The sequence below is a fragment of the Enterobacter sp. SA197 genome (assembly GCF_054131575.1).
The window spans coordinates 2,739,700-2,765,584 of the sequence record NZ_CP096393.1 but is presented as its reverse complement, the minus strand read 5'-3'; the positions used below and the strand labels follow the sequence as shown (position 1 = coordinate 2,765,584).

At 50.0% G+C, this 25,885-nt stretch carries 18 protein-coding genes and 11 pseudogenes; 19 read left to right on the top strand and 10 right to left on the bottom strand.

What is annotated here, in order from left to right; translation table 11 throughout:
• The first annotated feature begins 2 nt into the window (after window positions 1–2).
• From M1D91_RS12925 to M1D91_RS12910, 4 genes are all read left to right on the top strand, one after another.
• A complete protein-coding gene (locus M1D91_RS12925; protein ID WP_457975800.1) occupies window positions 3–4,466 on the top strand; it encodes an RHS repeat-associated core domain-containing protein in 4,464 nt (1,487 codons plus the stop codon).
• Window positions 4,466–4,810 carry a hypothetical protein gene (locus M1D91_RS12920; RefSeq protein ID WP_437434539.1) on the top strand — a complete coding sequence of 115 codons (345 nt, stop codon included), beginning with the start codon at window positions 4,466–4,468 and terminating at the stop codon, window positions 4,808–4,810. The genes M1D91_RS12925 and M1D91_RS12920 overlap by 1 nt, the downstream gene beginning before the upstream one ends.
• Window positions 4,811–5,369: 559 nt before the next feature.
• The gene (locus M1D91_RS12915; protein WP_457975799.1) at window positions 5,370–9,698 is read left to right on the top strand and encodes an RHS repeat-associated core domain-containing protein; all 4,329 of its coding nucleotides are present in this window, start codon (window positions 5,370–5,372) and stop codon (window positions 9,696–9,698) included.
• Window positions 9,695–10,291, top strand: a complete 597-nt coding sequence (locus M1D91_RS12910; protein WP_437434566.1) for a hypothetical protein — start codon at window positions 9,695–9,697, stop codon at window positions 10,289–10,291. Before M1D91_RS12915 ends, M1D91_RS12910 begins: the two co-directional genes overlap by 4 nt.
• 110 nt (window positions 10,292–10,401) lie before the next feature.
• Here the strand turns inward: M1D91_RS12910 and M1D91_RS12905 are convergent.
• Together M1D91_RS12905 and M1D91_RS12900 are read right to left on the bottom strand one after the other, a co-directional pair.
• Window positions 10,402–10,702: pseudogene (locus M1D91_RS12905) on the bottom strand (SymE family type I addiction module toxin); the annotation flags it as partial.
• 79 nt (window positions 10,703–10,781) lie between these two features.
• Window positions 10,782–10,880, bottom strand: a pseudogene (locus M1D91_RS12900) (transcriptional regulator); the annotation flags it as partial.
• On the opposite strand from M1D91_RS12900, the pseudogene M1D91_RS12895 reads away from it, so the two are divergent.
• Window positions 10,877–11,679: pseudogene (locus M1D91_RS12895) on the top strand (RHS repeat domain-containing protein); the annotation flags it as partial. The pseudogenes M1D91_RS12900 and M1D91_RS12895 sit on opposite strands and share 4 nt — an antisense overlap.
• A 163-nt stretch (window positions 11,680–11,842) precedes the next feature.
• Window positions 11,843–12,310 carry a hypothetical protein gene (locus M1D91_RS12890; protein WP_437434515.1) on the top strand — a complete coding sequence of 156 codons (468 nt, stop codon included), beginning with the start codon at window positions 11,843–11,845 and terminating at the stop codon, window positions 12,308–12,310.
• A 70-nt stretch (window positions 12,311–12,380) separates the two neighbouring features.
• Here the strand turns inward: M1D91_RS12890 and M1D91_RS12885 are convergent, their stop codons facing one another.
• The gene (locus tag M1D91_RS12885; protein WP_437434516.1) at window positions 12,381–12,692 is read right to left on the bottom strand and encodes a SymE family type I addiction module toxin; all 312 of its coding nucleotides are present in this window, start codon (window positions 12,690–12,692) and stop codon (window positions 12,381–12,383) included.
• Between the two features lie 180 nt (window positions 12,693–12,872).
• On the opposite strand from M1D91_RS12885, the pseudogene M1D91_RS12880 reads away from it, so the two are divergent.
• Both M1D91_RS12880 and M1D91_RS12875 read left to right on the top strand, forming a co-directional pair.
• A pseudogene (locus M1D91_RS12880) lies at window positions 12,873–13,804 on the top strand (RHS repeat domain-containing protein); the annotation flags it as partial.
• Window positions 13,804–14,289, top strand: a complete 486-nt coding sequence (locus M1D91_RS12875) for a CPCC family cysteine-rich protein (protein ID WP_437434517.1) — start codon at window positions 13,804–13,806, stop codon at window positions 14,287–14,289. The pseudogene M1D91_RS12880 and the gene M1D91_RS12875, both read left to right, overlap by 1 nt.
• A gap of 68 nt (window positions 14,290–14,357) precedes the next feature.
• On the opposite strand, the pseudogene M1D91_RS12870 reads toward M1D91_RS12875, so the two are convergent.
• Window positions 14,358–14,668, bottom strand: a pseudogene (locus M1D91_RS12870) (SymE family type I addiction module toxin).
• Between the two features lie 174 nt (window positions 14,669–14,842).
• Between M1D91_RS12870 and M1D91_RS12865 the strand changes: the two are divergent.
• Window positions 14,843–15,765: pseudogene (locus M1D91_RS12865) on the top strand (RHS repeat domain-containing protein); the annotation flags it as partial.
• Window positions 15,759–16,223, top strand: coding sequence for a hypothetical protein (locus tag M1D91_RS12860; protein WP_437434518.1), 465 nt, complete (start codon window positions 15,759–15,761; stop codon window positions 16,221–16,223). The pseudogene M1D91_RS12865 and the gene M1D91_RS12860, both read left to right, overlap by 7 nt.
• A 67-nt stretch (window positions 16,224–16,290) precedes the next feature.
• On the opposite strand, the gene M1D91_RS12855 is transcribed toward M1D91_RS12860, so the two are convergent.
• Both M1D91_RS12855 and M1D91_RS12850 read right to left on the bottom strand, forming a co-directional pair.
• A complete protein-coding gene (locus M1D91_RS12855; RefSeq protein WP_437434519.1) occupies window positions 16,291–16,602 on the bottom strand; it encodes a SymE family type I addiction module toxin in 312 nt (103 codons plus the stop codon).
• 79 nt (window positions 16,603–16,681) lie between these two features.
• Window positions 16,682–16,786, bottom strand: a pseudogene (locus M1D91_RS12850) (transcriptional regulator); the annotation flags it as partial.
• Between M1D91_RS12850 and M1D91_RS12845 the strand changes: the two are divergent.
• The 5 genes and pseudogenes from M1D91_RS12845 to M1D91_RS12825 all read left to right on the top strand — a co-directional run.
• Window positions 16,777–17,700 (top strand): annotated as a pseudogene (locus M1D91_RS12845) (RHS repeat domain-containing protein); the annotation flags it as partial. The pseudogenes M1D91_RS12850 and M1D91_RS12845 overlap by 10 nt on opposite strands.
• Entirely contained in the window at window positions 17,694–18,146 is a 453-nt protein-coding gene (locus tag M1D91_RS12840; RefSeq protein ID WP_437432938.1) for a hypothetical protein, read from the top strand. The pseudogene M1D91_RS12845 and the gene M1D91_RS12840, both read left to right, overlap by 7 nt.
• Before the next feature lie 49 nt (window positions 18,147–18,195).
• A pseudogene (locus M1D91_RS12835) lies at window positions 18,196–18,348 on the top strand (RHS repeat-associated core domain-containing protein); the annotation flags it as partial.
• Window positions 18,349–18,466: 118 nt separating this feature from the next.
• Window positions 18,467–18,700 (top strand): ParB/Srx family N-terminal domain-containing protein, encoded by a 234-nt coding sequence (locus M1D91_RS12830; protein ID WP_437432937.1) that lies wholly within the window; start codon window positions 18,467–18,469, stop codon window positions 18,698–18,700.
• A 6-nt stretch (window positions 18,701–18,706) separates the two neighbouring features.
• The gene (locus tag M1D91_RS12825) at window positions 18,707–18,949 is read left to right on the top strand and encodes a DUF7660 family protein (protein ID WP_437432936.1); all 243 of its coding nucleotides are present in this window, start codon (window positions 18,707–18,709) and stop codon (window positions 18,947–18,949) included.
• Window positions 18,950–19,001: 52 nt separating this feature from the next.
• Here the strand turns inward: M1D91_RS12825 and M1D91_RS12820 are convergent.
• Window positions 19,002–19,309 (bottom strand): annotated as a pseudogene (locus tag M1D91_RS12820) (SymE family type I addiction module toxin).
• 147 nt (window positions 19,310–19,456) lie between these two features.
• On the opposite strand from M1D91_RS12820, the gene M1D91_RS12815 reads away from it, so the two are divergent.
• Entirely contained in the window at window positions 19,457–19,762 is a 306-nt protein-coding gene (locus M1D91_RS12815) for a hypothetical protein (RefSeq protein WP_437432935.1), read from the top strand.
• Window positions 19,763–19,773: 11 nt separating this feature from the next.
• A complete protein-coding gene (locus M1D91_RS12810; RefSeq protein ID WP_437432934.1) occupies window positions 19,774–20,091 on the top strand; it encodes a hypothetical protein in 318 nt (105 codons plus the stop codon).
• Window positions 20,092–20,155: 64 nt separating this feature from the next.
• On the opposite strand, the pseudogene M1D91_RS12805 reads toward M1D91_RS12810, so the two are convergent.
• Window positions 20,156–20,415 (bottom strand): annotated as a pseudogene (locus M1D91_RS12805) (SymE family type I addiction module toxin).
• A 685-nt stretch (window positions 20,416–21,100) separates the two neighbouring features.
• On the opposite strand from M1D91_RS12805, the gene M1D91_RS12800 reads away from it, so the two are divergent.
• Entirely contained in the window at window positions 21,101–21,382 is a 282-nt protein-coding gene (locus M1D91_RS12800) for a hypothetical protein (protein ID WP_437432933.1), read from the top strand.
• 360 nt (window positions 21,383–21,742) lie between these two features.
• Here M1D91_RS12800 and M1D91_RS12795 read toward each other — a convergent pair whose 3' ends face one another.
• Complete coding sequence (locus M1D91_RS12795) at window positions 21,743–22,852, bottom strand: mechanosensitive ion channel family protein (RefSeq protein WP_437432932.1); 1,110 nt, start codon at window positions 22,850–22,852, stop codon at window positions 21,743–21,745.
• A 336-nt stretch (window positions 22,853–23,188) separates the two neighbouring features.
• Here M1D91_RS12795 and M1D91_RS12790 point away from each other — a divergent pair, with 336 nt between their 5' ends.
• Window positions 23,189–23,887 (top strand): glutamine amidotransferase, encoded by a 699-nt coding sequence (locus M1D91_RS12790; RefSeq protein ID WP_437432931.1) that lies wholly within the window; start codon window positions 23,189–23,191, stop codon window positions 23,885–23,887.
• Between the two features lie 2 nt (window positions 23,888–23,889).
• On the opposite strand, the gene M1D91_RS12785 is transcribed toward M1D91_RS12790, so the two are convergent.
• Complete coding sequence (locus M1D91_RS12785; RefSeq protein ID WP_437432930.1) at window positions 23,890–25,656, bottom strand: sigma-54-dependent Fis family transcriptional regulator; 1,767 nt, start codon at window positions 25,654–25,656, stop codon at window positions 23,890–23,892.
• Window positions 25,657–25,885 lie beyond the last annotated feature (229 nt).

Here is a 25,885-nt window from a genome sequence, read left to right as displayed (position 1 = left end):
GCATGAGCGACAAACACGCGGCCCGGAAGGGCGACGATATCATTCACGCCAGCGTTTTTGCGGATATCACCAGTATTGTGGCTGAAGGGCTGGCCTATGCTGCTATAGGGGCCGCTGTCGGGTTCGCGGTATCGGCTGCTGCCCCTCTGCTGGTGGCCGCGGGGGCCAGTTCAGCCGCCGCCACGGCGATTACTCTGGGGTCAAGTTGCGTTTTTCGCGGCATTGCCGGTGCCGTACTGGCGAACATGACGGGCATTACCGATGACATCAGTAACGCGGCCAGCAGCATTGGCAACGCGATTTTCCCTCCGTCACCTGCCGGTAAGATAGCCGGCGGGTCGCCTGATGTACTGACCAACACGCTGCCCGCCGCCCGCGCCGCTGGCACGCAGACCCCGGGGCAGACGCCAGCGCCAGAACCCCAGTCTCCCGCCAGTTTCGCCGACTACGGCGGCATGCTGCTGTCGATGGCAGCCCAGTTCGGCAGCAACATGTGGCAGCCGCAGGTGGCTTCTGCCGACCCCGGCACCTCCTCCCTTGAGGAAGATAAAGTCGACTGCGAAAAACACTCCCCGCAGCAGTATCTGGCGGAAGGGTCGAAAAGCGTGTTTATCAATAATCAGCCCGCCGTCCGCGCTAAAGATCGCACGACCTGCGAAGCCACGGTGTCAGAAAAAGTCTCCCCGGACGTGATTATCGGTGGGGAGACCCTCACCGTTCGCGATATCAAAAGCGGCAAGCTGCCCGGCCTGGCGCTGGCGATGATAGCCATCTCACTCATTCGCGGGCGGCCCGGCAAAGTCCTGAAAAATATGCCCTGTGCGCTGGCCTCCGCCGGGGCAGGGTTACTCACCGACATGGCGATTGGCGCTGTGTTTGGCTCTTCCAACCCGGTTCATGCGGCAACCGGGGTGAAGGTCCTCAACGGCGGCAACGAACGCGACTTTATGCTGCCGGGGCGCTTCCCACTGGTGTGGCAGCGTAGTTACAACAGCCTTACCTCACGGGAAGGCTTATACGGCACCGGCTGGGCCACGGTGTTCGACAGCTGTCTGCACTTCGACGGCGAGACGGCGACCTGGTTTGATGACACCGGGCGCGAACTGACCTTCACGCTGCCTGCCAGCAACAGCGCCTTTTACAGCGTCAGTGAAGGACTGATCATCCGCCGTAATGAACAGGGTGATGTGGCGATTGCCGACGACGATGGCGCGGTCTGGCGGCTGTATAAACCGACGCGCCAGAACCCGGCAATTCTGCGTCTGGCCTCGCTCAGCGACGAGTACGGCAATATGCTGGAAACGGGCTGGGATGAACACGGGCGGCTGGTACGCATTCATGACGAACCGCTCGCCATTGATGTGACACTGCGTTACGAGGATGAACGTTTCCCGATGCGGGTGACATCGGCCAGTCACTTTGACGGCGACCGGCACTGGCCGCTGATGCGCTGGCGGTTTGACAGGCGCGGGCAACTGGCGGCGGTGGAAGACGCGGCGGGCGTAATAACCCGCGAGTTTCGTTACAACGATGAGTGCCTGATGACCTGGCACCGCCTGCCGGGCGGTCTTGAAAGTGAGTATCGCTGGCAGAAGTTTGACCACTGGCGGGTGGTAGAAAACCGCACCAGCAGCGGCGACGGCTGCCGTTTTGATTACGATCTGGACGCCGGGGTGACCACCGTTCGCCAGTATGACGGTAACGTCCGCCAGCATTTCTGGAATAAGCAGGGGCTGATCACCTGCTTTGTCGATGAACGCGGCGGGCGCTGGCAGTATGAATGGAACGACAACGACCTGCTGACAAAACGTACCGATCCGCTGGGAAACGTCACAACCTTTGTCTATGACGACGCGGGTAACCGCATTCAGGAAATCGACCCGCTGGGGAACATTCGTACCACCGAATGGCTGGTACAGCGTGCGCTGCCAACGGTTATCACGGAGGCAAACGGGGCGGCGACACGGTTTTATTACGACGAGCATTTTGGCCTCGGGCGGGTTGTCGACGCGATGGGGCAGACGACGTTTGTGCGCCGCGATGAATGTGGTCAGGTCACTGAGGAGGTGGATGCGCGGGGGAATACGTATCGTACCGAGTACGAGGATTCAGGCCTGGTACGAAGCCGGACGGACTGTTCGGGTTACACGACACATTACCGCTATCATCCCCTTGGCTGGTTGAGGTCTGTCCGGACGGCGTCCGGGGAACAGACCTCGTTTAGCTACGACCCCGCAGGCCGAACGGTGCGGGTCGAACGCGCCGAAGGGTGGCTTCAGACACTGGAATGGAACGCAGCCGGACAGATGGTCAGGCAGATTGCCGCTGACGGTTCGCAGAGCGAGTTTGAGTATGATGCGACAGGTCGACTTGTCACCACCAGGGACCCGCTTGGCCAGGAGCATCACCGCCGCTGGGATAACCGCAACCGATTGACAGAATTAAAAAACCCCAACGGAGAGAGCTATCGTTTCGAGTGGGGAGCAGGTTCGCTGCTGCTGGCGGAAGTGGGACTTGACGGCGTGGCCACCCGCTATAGCTATGATGCCTGCGGTCGTATGGTCAGCCGCGAATTTGCGTCAGGTCACCAGGAAGCCATAACGCACCTGTTTAACTGGAATGCAGCGGGGCAACTGCAAAGTCGCGCAACGCCGGAAGCGCTGACGCGCTACACCTATTCCCCCCTTGGCCAGATAACCCGAATTGCGGTTTACCCCCCTCTCGGAGACAACATCTGGAGCCAGTGTGCCGAACAGGAGCTTACTTTCACCTTTGATGTACTGGGTCGCCTGACGCAGGAGCAGGGGGAAAATGGTGCGCTCTCCTGGCGCTATGATGAACTGGGTAATTGCACCACCGTTGAATTGCCCCAGGGCCAGAGCCTCAACTATCTGCATTATGGCAGCGGCCATCTCCTCAGCGTGGCGTATGAGGGAATAGGCATCAGTGATTTCACGCGTGATGATATGCATCGGGAGACCAGCCGCACGCTGGGGGGACTGACCTGCAACAGTGAATACGATCGCCTCGGCCGCCTTCAGCGGCGTGATGTTTTTACAGGACACTCTCAGCGTCCGGCTCCCAGACGCTGGGCTCGCCGCTGGGATTACGATTACCAGAGCCAACTGGTGCGCGAAGAACGTGATGATAACCCGTTCAACTGGTCAAACTGGCAGTATGACGATATCGGTAGATTGTTGAGTCAGCGTGGGACGCTGGGCGGTAACGAGCAGTGTCACTGGGATGCGGCCGGTAATCCCGTAGATAATGGTCAGGCAGAAAAGGTTGCCTATAACCGTGTAACACGGCTTGAGGGCACCCGTTGGCAGTACGATATCCACGGGCGTACCGTCGAAAAAAACAACGGTCAGACCTGCTGGCGCTATTACTACGACACCGAACACCGTCTGACAGAGGTAGTGAGCCAGCCACGCGATCGCAACAAGCCGCAGACCCGGGTCAGCTTTCGCTACGATCCACTGGGCAGGCGTATCAGTAAAACCCGTCAGCAAATGTTTGGCGGTCAACCTGTTGGCAGACGCGTAACAACCCGTTTTTTATGGGAAGGGTTTAGGCTGCTTCAGGAGATCCACGATGATGTCCCGCTCACTTACGTCTACAGCGATCAGGGCAGCTACGAGCCGCTGGCACGAATTGATGGCACCGAATCGCCGGACGTTTACTGGTTTCACTGTCAGCTGAACGGCACGCCGGAGCGGATGACGGATATCGAAGGCGAACTGCGCTGGGAAGGGCAGAACAGCGCCTGGGGTAAGCTTCTGCGGGAAGCGACGCATAAGGCAATTGATTATCCGCAAAATTTACGCATGCAGGGTCAGTACCTGGACCGTGAAACCGGGCTGCACTATAACCTCTTTCGCTACTATGATCCGGACTGTGGTCGCTTCACTCAGCACGACCCAATCGGCCTTGCGGGTGGGATAAATCTCTACCGGTTTGCACCGAATGCCCTGGTGTGGATGGACCCGCTGGGTCTCGCAACCGCTATTGTGTATTGGTTAGCCCCATCTCCTGATCAAAGCATAGACGCGACCGGTCACTATACTGTGAAAGTGATGGGCGATAAGATTTTGCACACCCATCAATACGGTGGCTATGAAGACTTTGTAAATGAGGGTGGGCGCAATGTGGGGGTTAATCCGACGGACACGATGATAGCAAGCGATGGTCAGTCCCAGGTTAACAACGCAAAACTGCAAGGAAAACCCGTCCATCAAACGACCTTTGATATGACGGATGCAGGGGCAGAAAAAGCATTAGAATTTCAACGATCGCAGGTGGGCAAAAGTCTGGGACCCTATGATGTCAGAACCCGGAGCTGTCTTACGCATGTTATGGAGGTGCTCTCTGCGGGCGGTGTTGACGTACCACAAGGCGCGATGCGCCAGTATCATTTCATTCAGAAAAAGCTGGGCGTCACGAAATGTAAACAAGGTGGGTCATAATGCTGTTACTTTGTCCGGTTCATCAAAAAGCGCAGACCATATGTGTTTCACGTAAAGTCAGGGATATTTTGGTAAACCATCTTCCATTCTCAGACTATACATTTTTCCGTGTCGTTGTTCATACGCAGCACAATGGTCAGGAAATAAACAAAGGATATACGTACCTGGAAAAAGAGGATGTTCTGCTGCTTGAGTTGCCTCTTGAGCCGGAGATTCATTTGTTAGGCAGAGATTATGGCCTCAGGGAATGGAATGATCGGAAAAAATTATTTGAGATACGGCCTCTGGTAAAAAAAGTTTGCGAAGACTGCTTTGCCCCTCTCGCAGAACTTAAATTGTGGTAAGAGGAATGCCTTTTATGTTCTTTATTATCGTGAAACTCGTTACTTCAAAGAGGCTGCTAAAAAATACGTAAAAGTGAAAGGTGAATATGTTAGGTTTATGCAAAATCCATAATGACCTGGAGATCGTTTTTCTCAAAAAATAAATTAATTCTTAATCATGAGCTATGTCTTCCTGGTCATATTTGTATTGACATCATAGAGCATGCAGTTGATGTGGATGAGAAATAGGGGTTAGTTAATAAATGTTCACGTTATGACTTCAACGTTTTCCTCTGTTGTAGCTAATATAAATTTATTGATGGTCATCTCGTGTGGTCATAGAGATATGCCATTGTATCCTTTCATTCTTAAAAACTCTGTGTCGCTGAAGGTAAGGGATAAGGTTATGAGTTATTTTATAAAGATATATGAACATAAATAAAATGAGTTTACATATTTTCTATTGATAAAGATCATGAAGCATTTCTCGAAAAATATATTTTTTCTTCTCTTTATCTAATCATCTTAAGGACTTTTGCCTTTCCTTGAATATAAAGGCGACAACCGGAATGCATAAGGCATGAGTGACAAACACGCGGCCCGGAAGGGCGACCAGATTATTCACTCCAGCGTTTTTGCGGATATTACCAGTATTGTGGCTGAAGGGCTGGCCTATGCTGCTATAGGGGCCGCTGTCGGGTTCGCGGTATCGGCTGCTGCCCCTCTGCTGGTGGCCGCGGGGGCCAGTTCAGCCGCCGCCACGGCGATTACTCTGGGGTCAAGTTGCGTTTTTCGCGGCATTGCCGGTGCCGTACTGGCGAACATGACGGGCATTACCGATGACATCAGCAATGCTGCCAGCAGCATTGGCGATGCCATCTTCCCGCCGTCGTCCGCAGGCAAAATTGCTAACGGTTCCGAAAACGTCCTCACCAACAAAAAGCCTGCTGCACGTGCGGCCGGTACGCTGACGCCGGGAGACACACCGCCGCCAGAACCCCAGTCTCCCGCCAGTTTCGCCGACTACGGCGGCATGCTGCTGTCGATGGCAGCCCAGTTCGGCAGCAACATGTGGCAGCCGCAGGTGGCTTCTGCCGACCCCGGCACCTCCTCCCTTGAGGAAGATAAAGTCGACTGCGAAAAACACTCCCCGCAGCAGTATCTGGCGGAAGGGTCGAAAAGCGTGTTTATCAATAATCAGCCCGCCGTCCGCGCTAAAGATCGCACGACCTGCGAAGCCACGGTGTCAGAAAAAGTCTCCCCGGACGTGATTATCGGTGGGGAGACTCTTACCGTTCGTGATATCAAAAGCGGAAAAACGCCGGGGCTTGCACTGGCGATGATTGCCATGTCACTGATTCGCGGGCGGCCTGGCCAGATCCTGAAAAATATGCCCTGTGCGCTGGCCTCCGCCGGGGCAGGGTTACTCACCGACATGGTGATTGGCGCGGTGTTTGGCTCTTCCAACCCGGTCCATGCCTCAACCGGCGTGAAAGTCCTCAACGACGAGAATGAACAGGACTTCGCACTACCGGGGCGTTTTCCGCTGGTATGGCAGCGTAGTTACAACAGCCTTACCTCACGGGAAGGCTTATTCGGCACCGGCTGGGCCACGGTATTCGACAGCGTTATGCACCTCGACGGCGAGACGGCGACCTGGTTTGATGACACCGGGCGCGAGCTGACCTTCACGCTGCCTGCCAGCAACAGCGCCTTTTACAGCGTCAGTGAAGGGCTGATTATCCGTCGTAATGAACAGGGTGATGTGGCGATTGCCGACGACGATGGCGCGGTCTGGCGGCTGTATAAACCGACGCGCCAGAACCCGGCAATTCTGCGTCTGGCCTCGCTCAGCGACGAGTACGGCAATATGCTGGAAACGGGCTGGGATGAACACGGGCGGCTGGTACGCATTCATGACGAACCGCTCGCCATTGATGTGACACTGCGTTACGAGGATGAACGTTTCCCGATGCGGGTGACATCGGCCAGTCACTTTGACGGCGACCGGCACTGGCCGCTGATGCGCTGGCGGTTTGACAGGCGCGGGCAACTGGCGGCGGTGGAAGACGCGGCGGGCGTAATAACCCGCGAGTTTCGTTACAACGATGAGCGCCTGATGACCTGGCACCGCCTGCCGGGCGGTCTTGAAAGTGAGTATCGCTGGCAGAAATTTGACCACTGGCGGGTGGTAGAAAACCGCACCAGCAGCGGCGACGGCTGCCGTTTTGATTACGATCTGGACGCCGGGGTGACCACCGTTCGCCAGTATGACGGTAACGTCCGCCAGCATTTCTGGAATAAGCAGGGGCTGATCACCTGCTTTGTCGATGAACGCGGCGGGCGCTGGCAGTATGAATGGAACGACAACGACCTGCTGACAAAACGTACCGATCCGCTGGGAAACGTCACAACCTTTGTCTATGACGACGCGGGTAACCGCATTCAGGAAATCGACCCGCTGGGGAACATTCGTACCACCGAATGGCTGGTACAGCGTGCGCTGCCAACGGTTATCACGGAGGCAAACGGGGCGGCGACACGGTTTTATTACGACGAGCATTTTGGCCTCGGGCGGGTTGTCGACGCGATGGGGCAGACGACGCTTGTGCGCCGCGATGAATGTGGTCAGGTAGTGGAAGAGGTAGATGCAGGGGGAAATACCCGGCGGCGGGTGTTTAATGACGCTGGGCAAATTGTCTCTGAAAGGGATTGTTCGGGCCGCACCACTCATTATCGCTACACTTCACTCGGCTGGTTACACGCTGTCGTAACTGCCGATGGTGAACAAACGCGGTATCAGTACGATGCCGCCGGTCGCCCGTTGCAACTGGAGCGGGCTGAAGGCTGGCAGGAATCCATTGGCTGGAACAGGCGGGGGCTTCCGGAATACCACATCACGCCAGACGGTAAGCGTCAGGATTTTGAATACGATGCAACGGGGCGACTTGTTGCCAGCCGGAATGCACTCGGTGAGGCCATTCATCGCCAGTGGGACAGCCGTAATCGCCTGACTGCGCTACAGAACGAGAAGGGTGAAGCGTATCGGTTCGAATGGGGGGCAGATTCACTCCTTCTGGCGGAAATTGGGCTGGATGACGTGGCGACGCGTTATGCCTATGACGCCTGTGGACGCACGATCAAGCGCACCTTCGCCGCCGGGCACCGGCAGGCCATTACACATGGTTTCCGCTGGAGCGCGTCCGGGCAGTTGCTTGAACGCACGTCGCCGGAAGGTATGACGCTGTATCATTACGCCACTGCCGGGCAAATTGAGCGTATTGCACAACATCCACCGCTGGGCGAGGGCGTCTGGAGTCAGGCCCCCGAACAGGAAATCGAGTTCAGATACGACGCATTAGGACGGGTTATCGGTGAAGAAGGTGAAAATGGCGCGCTGGGCTGGCGTTATGACGCGCTGAACAACCGAACGTCAGTACAGTTGCCCGACGGACGCAACCTTAAATATCTCTATTACGGTAGCGGGCATTTGCTGAGTCTGGCGCTGGATAATCTCCCCATCAGCGACTTCACCCGCGACGAACTCCACCGGGAAGTGAGCCGCAGCCAGGGATTGCTGACCAGCCGAAATGACTACGACAGGCTGGGGCGCGTACGGCGTCGTGATGTCTTTGCGGGTAATGCGCAGCGTCCGGCCCCGAGGCGCTGGTCACGCCGCTGGGATTATGATTATCGCAATAATCTGGTACGCGAAGAGCGTGATGACAATCCTTTTTGTTGGTCCAACTGGCAGTACGACAGCGCTGGCAGGCTGCTCGAGCAGGACGGCACGTTGCCCGGGCAGGAGCAATGGCGATGGGACGCCGCAAGTAACCCGCTGGATGATTCGCTGCAACAGAGTGTGCGGCATAACCGCGTCACGCAGCTCAATGGTATTCACTGGCAGTACGACATCCACGGACGCACCACCGAAAAAGACAACGGCCAGACCCGCTGGCGCTATCGCTATGACACGGAGCACCGTCTGACGGAGGTGCTGAGCCAGCCGCGTGACCGTAATAAACTCCAGACCCAGGTGAGCTTCCGCTACGATCCGTTAGGCAGGCGTATCAGCAAAACGCGTCAGCAACTGTTGGGCGGACAACCCGTTGGCAAACGTGTCACAACCCGTTTCCTGTGGGAAGGTTTCCGCCTGTTGCAGGAAATCCACGACGGCGTCCCGCTCACTTACGTTTACAGCGATCAGGGCAGTTATGAGCCGCTGGCGCGTATTGATGGTACGGAATCACCCGACATTTACTGGTTTCACTGTCAGCCGAACGGCACACCGGAGCGGATGACAGATATCGAAGGCGAACTGCGCTGGGAAGGGCAGAACAGCGCCTGGGGAAAACTGCTGCGGGAGACGCCTCATAAGGCGACGGATTATCCACAAAACCTGCGGATGCAGGGCCAATACCTTGACCGTGAAACGGGTCTGCACTATAACCTGTTCAGGTACTACGATCCGGAGTGTGGACGGTTTACGCAGCCTGACCCGATAGGGCTGGCGGGGGGGATAAACCTTTATCAGTATGCGCCTAATCCGTTAAGTTGGATCGATCCGTTGGGATTGTTCTGTGGATCATCTCAGAAACATCATCCAATACCTAAATTCTTAGGTGGGAATAAAAAGCAGGATTTGATCAAATTAGATACAGCTCCTCACGTTGATTTCCATAATAATTTGAATGATAGCCTTAAAAAATTATTTGGAATGAGAGGTGGTGGTAAAGGTGGCGGTGCGATTGATTGGGAGGATATGATGCAAAGTCAGCCCGGTGCTCAGCAAAAAGCTTTGGATGCGGTACTTGATGCAGCTAAAAAGACGGATGCAACTCACAGAACCAGTATCTTCGATGCTGTTATTGATAACATGACTAAAGGCAATTATAAGAAAATACCATGATACGTGAACAGCTTTATCATCTTTATTACTCAGGAATGGATGTTTACGATTTAGTTCCTGAGTGGATATCCGAAAATAAAGAACACTTTTGTCATCGTTGTACCAGATTAAAACTTCCTCATAGCGCTATGGATTTTGTTACTGATGGGAAAATAAGAAAAAACTTAGATATGCCATTTGTAGGCCATCTTTCCATACCCGGTGTTATGTCATGCCGCTTATTTGAATTATTAGGAGAAAATGCCAGTGAACATCTAAATATTGGTTCAGTTTATAATGGTGTGGCAAAGAATGATACTAAACAACCGTTTGTGACTTTTGTTAGCAAGCATGAATATATTGTACTTAGAGGCGAAAAAGCCTATATTTTTGATGGGGTACCCGTTCCTGAAAATGAGAGGGAAGCAGTTTGCCCGGAATGTCATTTCCGAGCGAGAAGGGAACGATCTCCATGTTTTTTACTAGAAAATGAATATCCAACACATCCAATATGCTGTACAAGCAAAGGATTGCTTATATATGAAAGCATCTACAACAGAATAAAAGGTACCAAATTGATTGGAGTACGTGTAGAGAAAGTGAAAATCAAATAATAATATATCAGCGATATAGGACATTCTAGTATAAAGCCGGGCAAGAAATTAAATCTTCCCGGCTTATTTTTACTCAGTCGTCGCCGTTCATTCCACAAAACAACCACCTCCTTAATCCCCTTCATCACCTGTCGCACCTGATAAAGTTGCTCGCACAGCTCCTGCACCTCGTCGCAGTCGGCGATCAGCACGATGCACCCTTCTGAAATCCTCACCGTCACACCGCGCCCGGTATCAAATCCCGCCTCTTTGAGCCAGTCGCCCTTAAGGTGGATGCTGGGGCTTAGTGAGTAACGGGTGGGGACTTTGGTTTTACGGTTGGTGTGACAGACAGATACCGACATAGCCGACTTTATAGCGGCGCTGGGTTTTGGTAATGGTCACTTCTGGTTTAGAATCGCGCTCAGCCATAATTAACTTCGGCTTAGTTAGTTGTGGTGAGTGGTGGTTAAGGGTTGCCGCCCTTAGCTACCGCGTTATCTGGCTGTAATTACGGCATTTTCCCTGTCACGTTTAAAATCCTGGAAACCAGCTTCTGCCTGGTTCGCGGCAACTGGCTGATGATCTCGATCTGCTGTTCCAGCCCTGAGCCAGCCGCGTGACCGTAATAAACCCCAGACCCGGGTGAGCTTCCGCTACGATCCATCAGGCAGGCGTATCAGCAAAACGCGTCAGCAACTGTTGTGCGGACAACCCGTTGGCAAACGTGTCACAACCCGTTTCCTGTGGGAAGGTTTCCGTCTGTTGCAGGAAATCCACGACGGCGTCCCGCTCACTTACGTTTACAGCGATCAGAGCAGCTATGAGCCGCTGGCGCGTATTGATGGTACGGAATCACCCGACATTTACTGGTTTCACTGTCAGCCGAACGGCACACCGGAGCGGATGACAGATATCGAAGGCGAACTGCGCTGGGAAGGGCAGAACAGCGTCTGGGGAAAACTGCTGCGGGAGATGCCTCATAAGGCGACGGATTATCCACAAACCTGCGGATGCAGGGCCAGTACCTTGACCGTGAAACGGGGCTGCATTATAACCTGTTCAGGTACTACGATCCGGAGTGTGGACGGTTTACGCAGCCTGACCCGATTGGGCTGAGAGGCGGGCTGAATTTTTATCAGTATGCGCCGAATCCGCTGAAATACATCGATCCACTGGGACTAAAGTGTGGCTTCGCGGAAAAGAACAATATAACCCAAAGATGGGTGGATAAATTAACAGGTAAAACTCCGGCTGAAGTAGATTCCCTTTTAACATCTAAAGGCTGGACTAAGATCTATCCACAAGCTGGCAGACCTGATGCTATTCAACATATACAATATGTGAAAACGACAAGATCTGGCACAACATATAAATTAGATTATCATCCTGGCGGTAATGCAAAATAGCCAAATATTCATGGAAATGATTACTGGAAAGTTTATAGAACTAATAGTAGAGGTGAAGATGTTGTATATGGGCGTATAGGCCATGATGGTTTTGAAAATTACGCTCTTATAAAGGATTCTCCTGTTTATATCGATGGTGTATTAGTAAATGGTGGAATATAAAATGTTTGATTTTTCCGCAGAAATAAAATCTTTTCATTCGTTGGGCAATGTGCTGTTAAATACAAATATATCTGTCTACCTTACTGAAATGTATGCTGATCATTGTGTTGAGTGCAAGGAGTATCTTCTACCTGACGGGAGCAAGAGATTTGCCTATGTATTGGATGAAACTTTAACTATATCAACTAAAACTGATGGGAATATATTTTCCATTGGATGTAATCAAAATTATAAAGGCTTATATAAAAAATCATTATATGCCGGGCAAGAAATGGGAGAGATAAGAAAACTTACTTCTCGACAAAGAATATTTAACGGCGCCATTATTATAGACGATGATTTTGGTTTTTCATTTATATTGCCGCCACCATTTGATGAGATAGCTGACAATATAGATAGCATTCCATTAAACTTGAAATTGAATGAAATATATATAGGCGATTATTCTTTTTGGAAGACATGTAAATAATAAATAAAAGCCGGGATGAAAATTAACTGTTCCCGGCTTATTTTTTATTTACTCACGGTTGTTTAGTTCACTAAACAACCGCCTCCTTTATCCCCTTCACCACCTGCCGTACCTGATAAAGCTGCTCACGCAGTCCCTGCACCTCGTCGCAGTCGACGATCAGCACGATGCAGCCCTGCGAAATCTTCACGGTCACGCCGGTTCCGGTGTCAAAATCCGCCTCTTTCAGCCATTCGCCTTTAAAGTGGATACCGGGGATATGTGAATTATATGTCGGGACTGTGATTTTACGGTTGGTGTGACAGATGCCGACAGAGCCGACTTTGACCCGGCGCTGGGCTTTGGAAATGGTCACTTCTGGTCTAGAATCGCGTTCAGCCATGATTAACTCCTGCGTAGTTAGTTGTGGTGAGCGGTGGTTAAGGGTTGCCGCCCTTAGCTACCGTGTTATCTGGCTGTAATTACTGCATTTTTCCTGTCACGTTTAAAATCCTGGAAACCAGCTTCTGCCTGGTTCGCGGCAACTGGCTGATGATCTCGATCTGGTGTTCCCGCCCTGAGGCCGGTGCTGAGCCAGCCGCGTGACCGTAACAACCCCAGACCCGGGTCAGCTTCCGCTACGATCCGTCAGGCAGGCGTATCAGCAAAACGCGTCAGCAACTGTTGGGCGGACAACCCGTTGGCAAACGTGTCACAACCCGTTTCCTGTGGGAAGGTTTCCGCCTGTTGCAGGAAACCCACGACGGCGTCCCGCTCACTTACGTTTACAGCGATCAGGGCAGTTATGAGCCGCTGGCGCGTATTGATGGTACGGAATCACCCGACATTTACTGGTTTCACTGTCAGCCGAACGGCACACCGGAGCGGATGACAGATATCGATGGCGAACTGCGCTGGGAAGGGCAGAACAGCGCCTGGGGAAAACTGCTGCGGGAGATGCCTCATAAGGCGACGGATTATCCACAAAACCTGCGGATGCAGGGCCAATACCTTGACCGTGAAACGGGGCTGCACTATAACCTGTTCAGGTACTACGATCCGGAGTGTGGACGGTTTACGCAGCCTGACCCGATAGGGCTGAATGGGGGCATTAACCTCTATCAATATGCGCCAAATCCGCTGTCGTGGATCGATCCGCTGGGATTAACAAATTGTGGTATTGCTGGTTCTGTTAAGTGGAAAGGATTAAATCCAAATAAAAATCCATTAATAGGTAAGAGTGGCTTGCAAGGACACTATGAAAAACACGGTCATGAGTTTGGGAATATTACTCAGAATCAATATATGGCAAAGGCTAAAGAATTTGCTACCAAACCTTTAAAACCATCAATGCAAGAAGCAAAAGTCGGTAATTTTGTAATTAGACACGATAAAGATACTGGTGAGATTTTTGTAGGCCATATGGGTAAAAGGGAGATAAGGACTTATTACAAAGATGATGGGCGAAGTAGTACCCCATTCCAGGATGCAATTGACTTGGCTGGAGCAAAGTGATGTGTACAGAATTTCTACGTAGCGAAGTGATTGAGTTTTTGGGCTATCATTCGTTATTTACTCTAAGCTTGGATGATAGAACTGTTTTTTTGTATGAGAACGGAGTAATTGATGAGCAGTCTGCCGCTCTCGCTAAAAAGCAAATATTCAATGATGATCTTTTAGATAATTATAAGATATCACCACTAGTTAGAAATAAGTATTTAGAAAAAAAGATAAAAGAAATCACAGGAAATGATATAAAGATTATTGATCATCCTGATAGTGAAATTACGGGGGTGTCTTGTGCATCTTGCGGGTATATTGTTTTTGAGAGTCAAGATGATTCTGTTTTTGAAATATGTCCTGTTTGTGGTTGGCAGTCAGATAAATTGAGTGATACTGGATACAGTAAATTAAATGGTGATTATTTAAATACCTATACAAACACACCCTTACACATCGAAAGAGTTCTGCTATATAAGGATATATATATAAAGAAATAAAAACAAAGCCGGGTAAGTAATTAACTCTTCCCGGCTTATTTTTTATTTAGTTGCCGCTGTTCAACCCACTAAACATCCGCCTCCTTAATCCCCTTCACCACCTGCCGCACCTGATAAAGCTGCTCGCGCAACTCCTGCACTTCGTCACAGTCAGCGATCAGCACGATGCACCCTTCTGAAACCTCACCGTCACGCCGCGCCCGATGTCAAATCCAGTCTCTTTGAGCCAGTTGCCTTTAAAGTGGATACCGGGGATATGTGAGTTATATGTCGGGACTTTGGTTTTACGGTTGGTGTGGCAGATGCCGACAGAGCCGACTTTATAGCGGCGCTGGGTTTTGGAAATGGTCACTTCTGGCGTAGAATCGCGTTCAGCCATGATTAACTCCTGCGTAGTTAGTTGTGGTGAGCGGTGGTTAAGGGTTGCCGCCCTTAGCTACCGCGTTATCTGGCTGTAATTACTGCGTTTTTCCTGTCACGTTTAAAATCCTGGAAACCAGCTTCTGCCTGGTTCGCGGCAACTGGCTGATGATGTCGATCTGCTGTTCCATCCCTGAGCCAGCCGCGTGACCGTAACAAACCCAGACCCGGGTGAGCTTCCGCTACGATCCGTCAGGCAGGCGTATCAGCAAAACGCGTCAGCAACTGTTGGGCGGATAACATGTTGGCAAACGTGTCACAACCCGTTTCCTGTGGGAAGGTTTCCGCCTGTTGCAGGAAATCCACGACGGCGTCCCGCTCACTTACGTTTACAGCGATCAGGGCAGTTATGAGCCGCTGGCACGTATTGATGGTACGGAATCACCCGACATTTACTGGTTTCACTGTCAGCCGAACGGCACACCGGAGCGGATGACAGATTTCGAAGGCGAACTGCGCTGGGAAGGGCAGAACAGCGTCTGGGGAAAACTGCTGCGGGAGACGTCTCATAAGGCGACGGATTATCCACAAAACCTGCGGATGCAGGGCCAGTACCTTGACCGTGAAACGGGTCTGCACTATAACCTGTTCAGGTACTACGATCCGGAGTGTGGACGGTTTACGCAGCCGGATCCGATAGGGCTGGCGGGGGGGATAAACCTCTACCAATACGCGCCGAATCCGTTGTCATGGATCGATCCGTTAGGACTGAAATGCTGGTCTACTGCGCAAAAAGATTATTGGAAAGATGTTGGAGCAAAAGAACTAGCCAACCCGTCAGGGTTATATTCCCCAAGAAATATTCTGGAAATGGTAGCTGGTCGCGCACCTAAATTCAGAGCTAAGGTTAGAGTAAATAAAACAAGAAAAATAGAAGTAAGAGATATATCATATGAGTTACACCACAAAAATATACCTCAAAGGCAAGGTGGCCCTAGAGTTCATAATAAAAACAATTTGGATGAGGTAGATCCGTGGCAACATAAGGATGTTGATAAATATAGGCATCCTGGAATTGAACTTATTGAAGTTATAACGGGAGTTAACTCATGGTAATGGATAGATCCTACATCTTATTTTGTGCAGCCTTGTCTGAATTGGCTGCGAACGCTTGTAATGCAGGAATCGGTCACGGTGAGTCCGAACTGTTTATGAAACGTGTTTATGATGAATATTTATTAACATCGCATCCTGCACCAGACATGAATTGGATAAAATCTGTCCCAGCAGATGTCAAGGAATGGATGATTAATATCCTTAATAAAAAGTTCCTGTTCATGAATGAAAAACCTAAATGGATTAGAGAACCAAGTTGGCGGTTTATTGAAGATATACCTATGATTTTCATTTGTCAGGTAGAATTTGAAAAAAATAATATGATGGAGAAGAATTTATCATCCGGAGATGTTATATATATTTTTTCAGGGAGGAAAAAAGTTGATGATGGCTGGGAACTAGCAATAAAAATGATTAAACAGGACAGAAATTCTGTTGGCACTTCTTATATAGATTAAAATAAAAGCCGGGCAAGAAATTAAATCTCCCGGCTTATTTTTTATTTATCCACCGCTGTTCAGCCCACTAAACAACCGCCTCCTTAATCCCCTTTACCACCTGTTTTACCTTGTAAAGTTCTTCCCGCAACTCCTGCACTTCGTTGTTGTCCGCGATGATGGTCAGGCACCCCTCCGTGATCCTCACGGTCACGCCGCGCCCGGTGTCAAATCCCGCTTCTTTCAGCCAGTCGCCCTTAAGGTGGATGCTGGGGCTTTGTGAGTAACGGGTGGGGACTTTGGTTTTACGGTAGGTGTGACAGATGCCGACAGAGCCGACTTTCACCCGGCGCTGGGCTTTGGTAATGGTCACTTCTGGCGTAGAATCGCGTTCAGCCATGATTAACTCCTGCGTAGTTAGTTGTGGTGAGCGGTGGTTAAGGGTTGCCGCCCTTAGCTACCGCGTTATCTAGCTGTTATTACTGCGTTTTTCCTGTCACGTTTAAAATCCTGGAAACCAGCTTCTGCCTGGTTCGCGGCAACTGGCTGATGATCTCGATCTGTTGTTCCCGCCCTGAGGCCGGTGCTGAGCCAGCCGCGTGATCGTAATAAACCCCAGACCCGGGTGAGCTTCCGCTACGATCCGTCAGGCAGGCGTATCAGCAAAACGCGTCAGCAACTGTTGGGCGGACAACCCGTTGGCAAACGTGTCACAACCCGTTTCCTGTGGGAAGGTTTCCGCCTGTTGCAGGAAATCCACGACGGCGTCCCGCTCACTTAAGTTTACAGCGATCAGGGCAGTTATGAGCCGCTGGCGCGTATTGATGGTACGGAATCACCCGACATTTACTGGTTTCACTGTCAGCCGAACGGCACACCGGAGCGGATGACAGATATCGAAGGCGAACTGCGCTGGGAAGGGCAGAACAGCGTCTGGGGAAAACTGCTGCGGGAGATGCCTCATAAGGCGGCGGATTATCCACAAAACCTGCGGATGCAGGGCCAGTACCTTGACCGTGAAACGGGGCTGCACTATAACCTGTTCAGGTACTACGATCCGGAGTGTGGACGGTTTACGCAGCCTGACCCGATAGGGCTGGCGGGGGGGATAAACCTCTATCAATATGGGCCAAATCCTCTCAATTGGATAGATCCGTTAGGTCTTAAATGCTGGTCTTCTGCAAGAAAAGATTTTTGGATACGTGAGGCCAGAACCAATCCTCATAGATATTCACGGAATAACCTTGAACGTATGATTGAAGGTAAGGCACCAAGAATGAAAGTTGAAGTCTTTAACTACAAAACAGGGAAACTTGAAGTTAAAGATGTATCAATGGAAATTCACCATAGGAGCTTGCCACAAAGAGGAGTTTCACCAAAAGCCAATGAGCAATGGAACCTAGAAAAAACTACTCCATGGGGACATGTGACAATGGACCCAAACAGACACACAGGTTATAAATTAGAACGTATTATATTAGGACCTAACTCATGGTAACAACAAACAATCTAAGAGAATTTATTAAAACAAACGATTATATCTCTTTATTGAATGAGGTAATCGAACGTATGAATATAAATGTGAGTAAAGATGAACCATCTAGCCAGATGTTTAATATTCATGCAGATTGTGTAAATAAATCCGGCATTAATTTAGATGTATTAAATGAGCTATGTTACTCAGAAAAAGAGCATCTTGTAGCATTCACAAAATTAAAATTTGCAGAAATAGAAGACGACGAAGATGATTATAATGATGATGGCGATAAGTCTGAAACATTAGAGATATTACCATTTCCAAAAACATTTTTAATTGGATATATCATCGAATTTTATTTCTTAAAAAATAATCCATCTGCTCTTGCTGACTATTTGAAAAAATTAAGAATTCCAAATTCCATAAAGTACGCAAAAGAATTAAAATCAATATATAATCGTCTTTAATGCATTATTAGCTGAGAAAATTACTTACTGATTCTCTCGGCTATACTGTGAAACAGGACTGCATTATAACCTGTTCAGGTACTACGATCCGGAAAGCGGAAGGTTTACGCAGCAAGACCCGATAGGGCTAAGAGGCGGTTTAAACCTTTATCAGTATGCGCCGAATCCGCTATCGTGGATCGATCCGTTAGGGCTGACATGTGGAAAGGCTGACGGGAACATTGAGCCAAAAGATGTTCTTCATATGCAAAGTTCTATAAAAAATCAAACCGGGGATTATACTTTTTTTCGGTAATGCAGATGCTTTACTTAAAGGTACTTTGAAACCTTCCGATTTACCGCCAATTAGAATATGGAAAGATGATTTGGGTAAAATATGGACTCTGGATCATCGTAGGTTAGCTGCATTTAAATTGGCGGGGCTTGATAATGTTCCATTTAAATGGGCTTCACCTAGTGAAATTGCTAATCAGATGTGGAAAATGACAACAAAAACAGATGGTAAGTCAATCATTCTCAAACTGGGTGATAGGGTAAAGAAAATATTGGAGTGATGTTTTATGAATACTAAAGAAATAAAGACTAGAGAAGATTTAGTTGAATTTATTGAGTTTTTGTCATCAAATGCCAAGAATAATCTAAGTGAATGGGAAAATAAAGATTTACCTTCATATCTCGAATCAATGGCATCCTGGATAGAAGACATGGATGGATATTATTTAAATCAAAAATTACCTGTTCCCGATAATGTTAACTGGACATTTATTGCTGATGTTTTAATGGCTGCAAAAGTTTATGAGTAATATTATACCGGGAGGTTTATATCTCCCGGTTTTTTAATGCTCGTTCAGCCCATTAAATCACAGCGTCCTTAATCCCCTTCACCGCCTGCTGCACCTGATAAAGCTGCTCACGCAATTCCTGCACCTCGTCGCAGTCGGCGATCAGCACGATGCACCCTTCTGAAATCCTCACCGTCACGCCACGCCCGGTGTCAAATCCCGCCTAAGCCAGTTGCCTCTAAGGTGGATACCGGGGATATGGAAGTAATGGGTCGGGACTTTGGTTTTGCGGTTGGTGTGGTAGATGCCGACAGCGCCGACTTTTACCCGGCGCTGGGTTTTGGAAATGGTGACTGCTGGCTTCGAATCGCGTTCAGCCATGATTAACTCCTGCGTAGTTAATTGTGGTGAGCGGCGTTGGTGTGTTCGAGCACATCAGCGCCGCGCTAAACGTTAGGTCTTAAATGTATAACAAACAAGGTAGATGGTGATGCCCGAGAAGCAAGACTTTTAAAACGATTACAGAATATGTATGGGGCAGAAAATGTTCTAAGTCAGCGACATTTACGCAATGCTCAAGGAAAAATCGTTGGTCTTGTTGATGATGCTATTGCGTTAGGCAAAATAAAAGGCTCCCGAATTCTTGATTTTGTAGTTAAGACAAAGGATGGCTGGAAAGGAATTGAGGTCACGAGTAAAACAGCTTCGAAAGTAGCCCAATCTGCAAAAGAAGAGATAATTCGAGCTGCCGGAGGTGGTTTCGTTCGTCATCCAGTGACAAAAGAGTTGATAGAACTTTCTGATGACATCTCTCGAATAATACGCCTTGATTAACAGGAATAAATATGATGGACTTGTTAAGGTTTAATTACACAACTTTGTTGAAAAGAAGCAAAAATTTATCTTGTCGTGAACAAATAACAAAAATAACGATAGTGTTAATGACGTTTCTCAAGGAAAATGGGTTGGTTATGGTTGAACCATTTAAAGATGACGGTAGCTTAAAAGAAGATCTTATCTTATATAGTTCTGATCTTTCTGATGTCGGTAACTTGTTATTTAAAGAATACTATCCAGAATGGTCGTCATATATAGATCGTGGCGGAGATGTAAATAATACAAAAATATTGAATGATGGTTTAAATATATTGAAAAATAGATAAATAAAAAATCCGGGGTATATATTTTCCCGGCTTATTTTTTATTTACCCGCCGCTGTTCAGCCCACTAAACAACTGCCTCCTTAACCCCCTTCACCACCTGCCGCAGCTGATAAAGCTGCTCGCGCAGCTCCTGCACCTCGTCGCAGTCGGCGATCAGCACGATGCACCCCTTCGAAATCCGCACCATCACGCCGCGCCCGTTGTCAAAACCCGCCTCAGCCAGTTGCCTTTAAGGTGGATACTGGGGATATGGGCGTTATATGTCGGGACTGTGGTTTTACGGTTGGTGTGGCAGATGCTGACAGCGCCAACTATATGGTTCATGTTTTCTAGTTAACCTTTTGTTTTAAAAGTAAAATAATTCTTGCACAAATAGACGGATTTATCAGGGTATGGCGGTAGCGTATGAACTATGACGTGGTGGTATCGGATTTATATGAACTAACCCGGTAGTATGATGTTCAAGTAGGGCTGATTGCGTCAGCTGAGCCGATAGGGCTGGCCGGGGGAATGAACCTCTATCAGTATGCGCGAAATGTGCTGGGATGGATGGATCCGCTGGGGCAGATGAAGTGTTCAACGTCGCCGACAAGGAGAAAAATTAACCGAACGGTGTACAGATTTGAAGCACCTGACAGAATGAGCACAATGTGGACACCCCATAAATGAAATATTAAAGCTTCGCATAGATATACAGATGAAGGTTTGGGGGGTATCTATGATGCAAACTCACGTAAAACCGCACTTTCTGAAGTAACCCATTGGGATCTTGATCTATCAAACAGGGTATTAATTAGCAAAAAGGTACAATTAAATAAGTATCAGATCTGACTCGTCCGCGTGTGAGAGATAAATTGCGTGTTTCTTTAAGTGATATTATAGGTAATAATAACATTATCGCTCATCAAATCGGAGGTTAGGCTAAGAAACAATGACATGATGGCATATATGCTCCCTCAGCAAGAAATTCAACTAGTTCTAACTTAATATCATTCGGAGGGTTTTAGATATGTCTTCTTTCGAACACCATTACGCTGGTGATAAAAAGTGGAAAAGTTATTCTGATTTTTATGCTGAAGATTATTTAGATGATAATGCCCGCTTACTTTCTGAAAGATTGGATGGCCATTTGGATTTGGCTATAATTATTTATGGCAAAAGAGGGATGAAAGAGGCCTTATGGTGGATAGAACAAGATCTTCCAGCATTAGAAGGGATAAAGCCAGTTGATTGCATTAAAGATCCTGAACGCCTAAAGCGTCTTCGAGAATGTGTGATGAGAATGTCATAAATATTTTAATTAAGTAATGGTCAGAAAAAAATGATATACGTACCTGGAAAAAGAGGATGTTCTGCTTTTGAGTTGCCTCTTGTGGCGGAGACTCATTTATTGGACCGGGATTATGGCCTCAGGGAATGGCATAATCGAAAAAATTTATTTGAGATATGGCTTCTGGTAAAAATTTTGCCAGGACTGTTTTGCCCCTCTGCCAGAACGCAAATTGTGGTAAGAGAAATGCCTCCATTTTTATTACTTCCGGGACATTTCCGTAAGTCAGAGAAGGCCTGGCACCGACTCTGCATTTGATCATTTAAACGACACCCTTTAATAAATGTGGTGGCACCAGGCCACCACATTGCCTTCTGCTCCTTAGAAATTACTGGCCGAGCGTAATGCCCCTGACTCTGGCGTCACCCGAAGTGGAGAACGAACGATAAGGGAGGGAAGTGCAAGTTCGATATCATGCTCTGCGAGAGTTTCGATGATACGAATATTAATCTCTTGCTGAATGTCCATATATTTGTTGTAGTCAGCGGTATTGACGATATGGACGACTTCATACGTTAAGCGATCTTTATTAAAGTCGAGCAGATGTGCACGGTCGAATTTTGTCTCGCCCACTTCGGTAACGATCTTTTTAACCAGATCGCCAATAATCCGCAGCTTCTCTGGCGGCGTAGTGATGGAGACACCAAACGTAAAGACGATACGGCGCGTCTGCATACGTTTGTAGTTATGGATGGTCTGCTGTAACAACTGGGCGTTGGCGCAAACGATCTGCTCCCCGCTGAGGCTTCGAATACGGGTGGTTTTTAAGCCGATATGCTCAATAGTACCCGCCACATCACTGAAGACCACAAAGTCGCCGGGTTCGAACGGCTTATCGAATCCAATTGAGAGTGAGGCAAACACATCGCTCAGCACTGTCTGAACAGCAAGCGCGATAGCAATACCACCCACACCAAGGCTGGCAACCAGCGCAGTAATATCGACGCCCGCATTTGCCAGCACGGAAAGTAACATAATCGCCCAGACAAACGTCCGTAATATCATCCCCAGAATGACGAGCGTAACGGGGTTTTTATTGGTTCCGGGAGAATAAAGAAGGTGCCGCATCCACGACTGCACGCCCTGATCGAGCCAGATGGCCATTTGTATGGCGAACACCACAAACCAGGCATGCGAAACGGTGGAAAATAAGCGCTCCGGTAAGGGGACGAAACGCAGGCTGAAAAGAAATGCCGCAAATAGCATGAGCAACTTACTGGTCTTTTTCAGCATATCAAATGCAACTGAACCCAGCCGTTCCACCCTGGCATTATTCTTACCTGCACGATGAATGGTTTTATAGAGTAGATCGAGTAATCGAGTCGTTACCCAGTAGGTAACGAGGGTGATAAAAAATACGATCGCCAGATTTACCCAGAATGTGGGCGACATTAATACCGAAACCATGTTCAGCTGTAACAGATAAGCCATTCTACCTCCTTAATGCGTTATACAGTGCTTCAGTATAGACGCCAGAATTCGTCAGACAGGCTTAGAACGGTTTATCAGGAAAACGCCACGGCGGCAGGGGCGAGCGCGGTGCCATATTCACAGGTAGCGGGTGCTGGATGAGATGTCTTATCAGGCAGCGGTGAAAAACGAGAATCACAACCACATGATTAAAAGTGTTTTTTTGCAATCGCCACCGGAAAAAGAGGCCACCGGGATCGCAACTATGTGCTTAAGAGAGCCCCCAGGCGACGATTTTCTGTATGCTGGCAGGAGAGGTTAACGATTCACGCTTACAACAAAGGATGGATTTCTGGTATGAAGACAGCCGTTGTATTTCGACATGTACCTTTCGAAGATCTGGATTCACTGAGCGAAACCCTGCTGGCTAAAGGGTATCGCTGGCGCTGCATTGATACCCCTGTTCAGTCTCTTGCCTCGTTTGATGCGCTCAAGGACGATCTTTTGATTGTGCTGGGCGGGCCAGTGGGGGTTTACGAGCAGCATCTGTATCCCTTCCTTGAGACAGAACTGCGCATTATCCGTGAAAGACTCTTAGCCGGGAAACCGGTGCTGGGGATCTGCCTGGGGGCCCAGATGATGGCAACAGCGATGGGTGCACGGGTGGCGTCAATGGGGCTTAAAGAGATAGGTTATGGTCCCGTGACGGTTAGCGCTCAGGCGCCAGCGTACTTTGCCGCCCTTGATAACCTCCCCGTACTGCACTGGCACGGCGACAGGTTCGAACTGCCGCAGGATGCCATTTTACTTGCCAGCAGCGACCAGTGTGATAATCAGGCCTTCCGTATTGGCACCTATGCGCTCGCTTTCCAGTTCCACCTTGAAGTTACCGCCGCAGCGCTTGAGAGCTGGTTGGTTGGTCACGCCTGCGAACTTCACCAGGCTGGTATTGACCCTCGCACGCTGCGTGAAGATGCCACGCGCTACAGCGCAAGCCTCTCCAGCGCGGCGCGGCAGGTGGTGGGCCACTGGCTGGATGAACTGCCTGTCACCTGAGATCACCCCGCTGCCTGACGTTTCTCCAGGCGGCGGTATAACGTGCTGCGCGATACCCCCAGTTTTTTTGCCGCCAGGCTCATATTGCCCAGCGCTTCCTCAATGGCCATCTCTTCCACCGGTTTTCGGGCTACGCCTGTCGGCACGCCCGCAAAAGCCGGTTCTCCGGGTAAATCCGCCAGCGTAATTTCAGTGCCATCATCTGCCAGCGCCATCAGCACGCGTAGCTGGCTTAACAATTGCCGGACGTTTCCCGGCCAACGCCGGCGGGCAAGCGCCGACACAACCTCATCACTCAGACGCAAACGGCGAGACTCTGCCCCCTGTTGCTGCCACAATAAGCGAATAAAGGAGGCGATATGGGGCCACTCCCGCAGGGGGGGAATACGGTAGTGGAACTCCTGAATGCGGTAGAGCAAATCTTCACGAAAGGCACCCGCCTGCACTCTGGACGCCAGGTCCTGATGGGTCGCGGACACCAGTGCAAAGTTCACCTCACAGGCGGTGTTTGACCCAAGCGGTGTCACCTTTTTCTCCTGCAACACGCGCAGCAACCGGGTCTGCAGAGCGGGGGGCATATCGCCAATTTCATCGAGGAACAAAATACCGCCGTCAGCCTCACGACATTTGCCGATGTACCCTTTGGGATTGGCTCCGGTGAATGCACCCGGCACATAGCCGAACAGTTCGGATTCAATCAGATTTTCCGGCAGGGCGGCGCAGTTGATGGCGACAAAATTGCCGTTGCACCAGCGGCTTTTAGCGTGAAGTTCTCTGGCAAGATGCTCTTTGCCACAGCCGGTTTCTCCGGTCACGCACAAAGCTATCCCGGCGTTAAGGATCCGTAGCGCCTTCTCTTTTTCAGGCGATACGCTGGCTGCAGGGCGTGCGACCCCGCGCCCGCTGTAACGGCGCTCTGGGGCGGTCTGGCGCACGAAATAGCGTTGACGATTGGCGGCATCAAGCGTGCGCTGCCCGGTGTGCAATCTGGCATCCGGGAAGAGGGCAGAGAGAGGCGTTGTACCAAAGTGTCGCGCCGTCAGAGAGAAGGCATCCATCGCCAGCTTGTTGGCACCCTGCAGCGTTTCATCCTCAAAGATAAGCAGCAATTCATGTGCCGTGGAAAGAACGCTGGCATCCTGATGCAGACTCAGCAGCCAGCGGTTAGCGCCAGCCGCGCTGGTGGTCCAGGCATGTTCAATTTCACAAACCGCACGGCGGATGAAGGCGGTGGCGTCGTGGCGGGGAAGCCGTGCCGGCGTAGAGATATCGAGAACCCCAGCTATCTGCCCGTCCGGGCGAAACACCGGCGAGGCGGAGCAGAACAGACCGGCGTTACGGCTGAGGTAGTGTTCCCCGCCTGATACTTCACAATGGCGTTGCAGCGCCAGGGCGGTGCCGATGGCGTTAGTGCCCCGCGCATGCTCCCCCCAGAGGTTGCCAGGGGCGAGGGCGTAGCGTTCGGCCTGGTGTAAGAAATCCGTATTCCCCTGCGTTTCCAGCACCAGCCCTGCCGCGTCGGACATCACCAGAATCGATGGATGGCGGACCAGATCGCTACGTAAACGGGTCAGTAGCGGCGCCACCAGCTGGCTAATCCAGGTATTTTCCGCTCGCGCATCGTTAAGCTGTGAACTCGCCACCCACGGCTGAGCGTCATCATCACGGGTCAGGCCATAGTTCAGGCTGCGCTGCCAGGAGTCTTCCAGCTGGCAGGGTAATCCGGCGTCAGGCTGGAGAAGCGTCGACGAGAGTGGGGATTGCGGCATGACTCACTCCATAAACAAAGATGTTACAAATGTGTAGCATAATGGTGTCCCGCATGTAGCGACGAACGACACACTTCAGAAAGAGAATCTGATTCGTGAGCTTTAGTCAGCACTGTTCCCAGAATGCCTGTGGAGCGTAATGTATTGTTCTACAGGTATTTTAAAAAAATACTCCTCATTTTATCCCCCCCTGGCATAAGAACTGCTTATTCCCTCCTGACGTACCCTG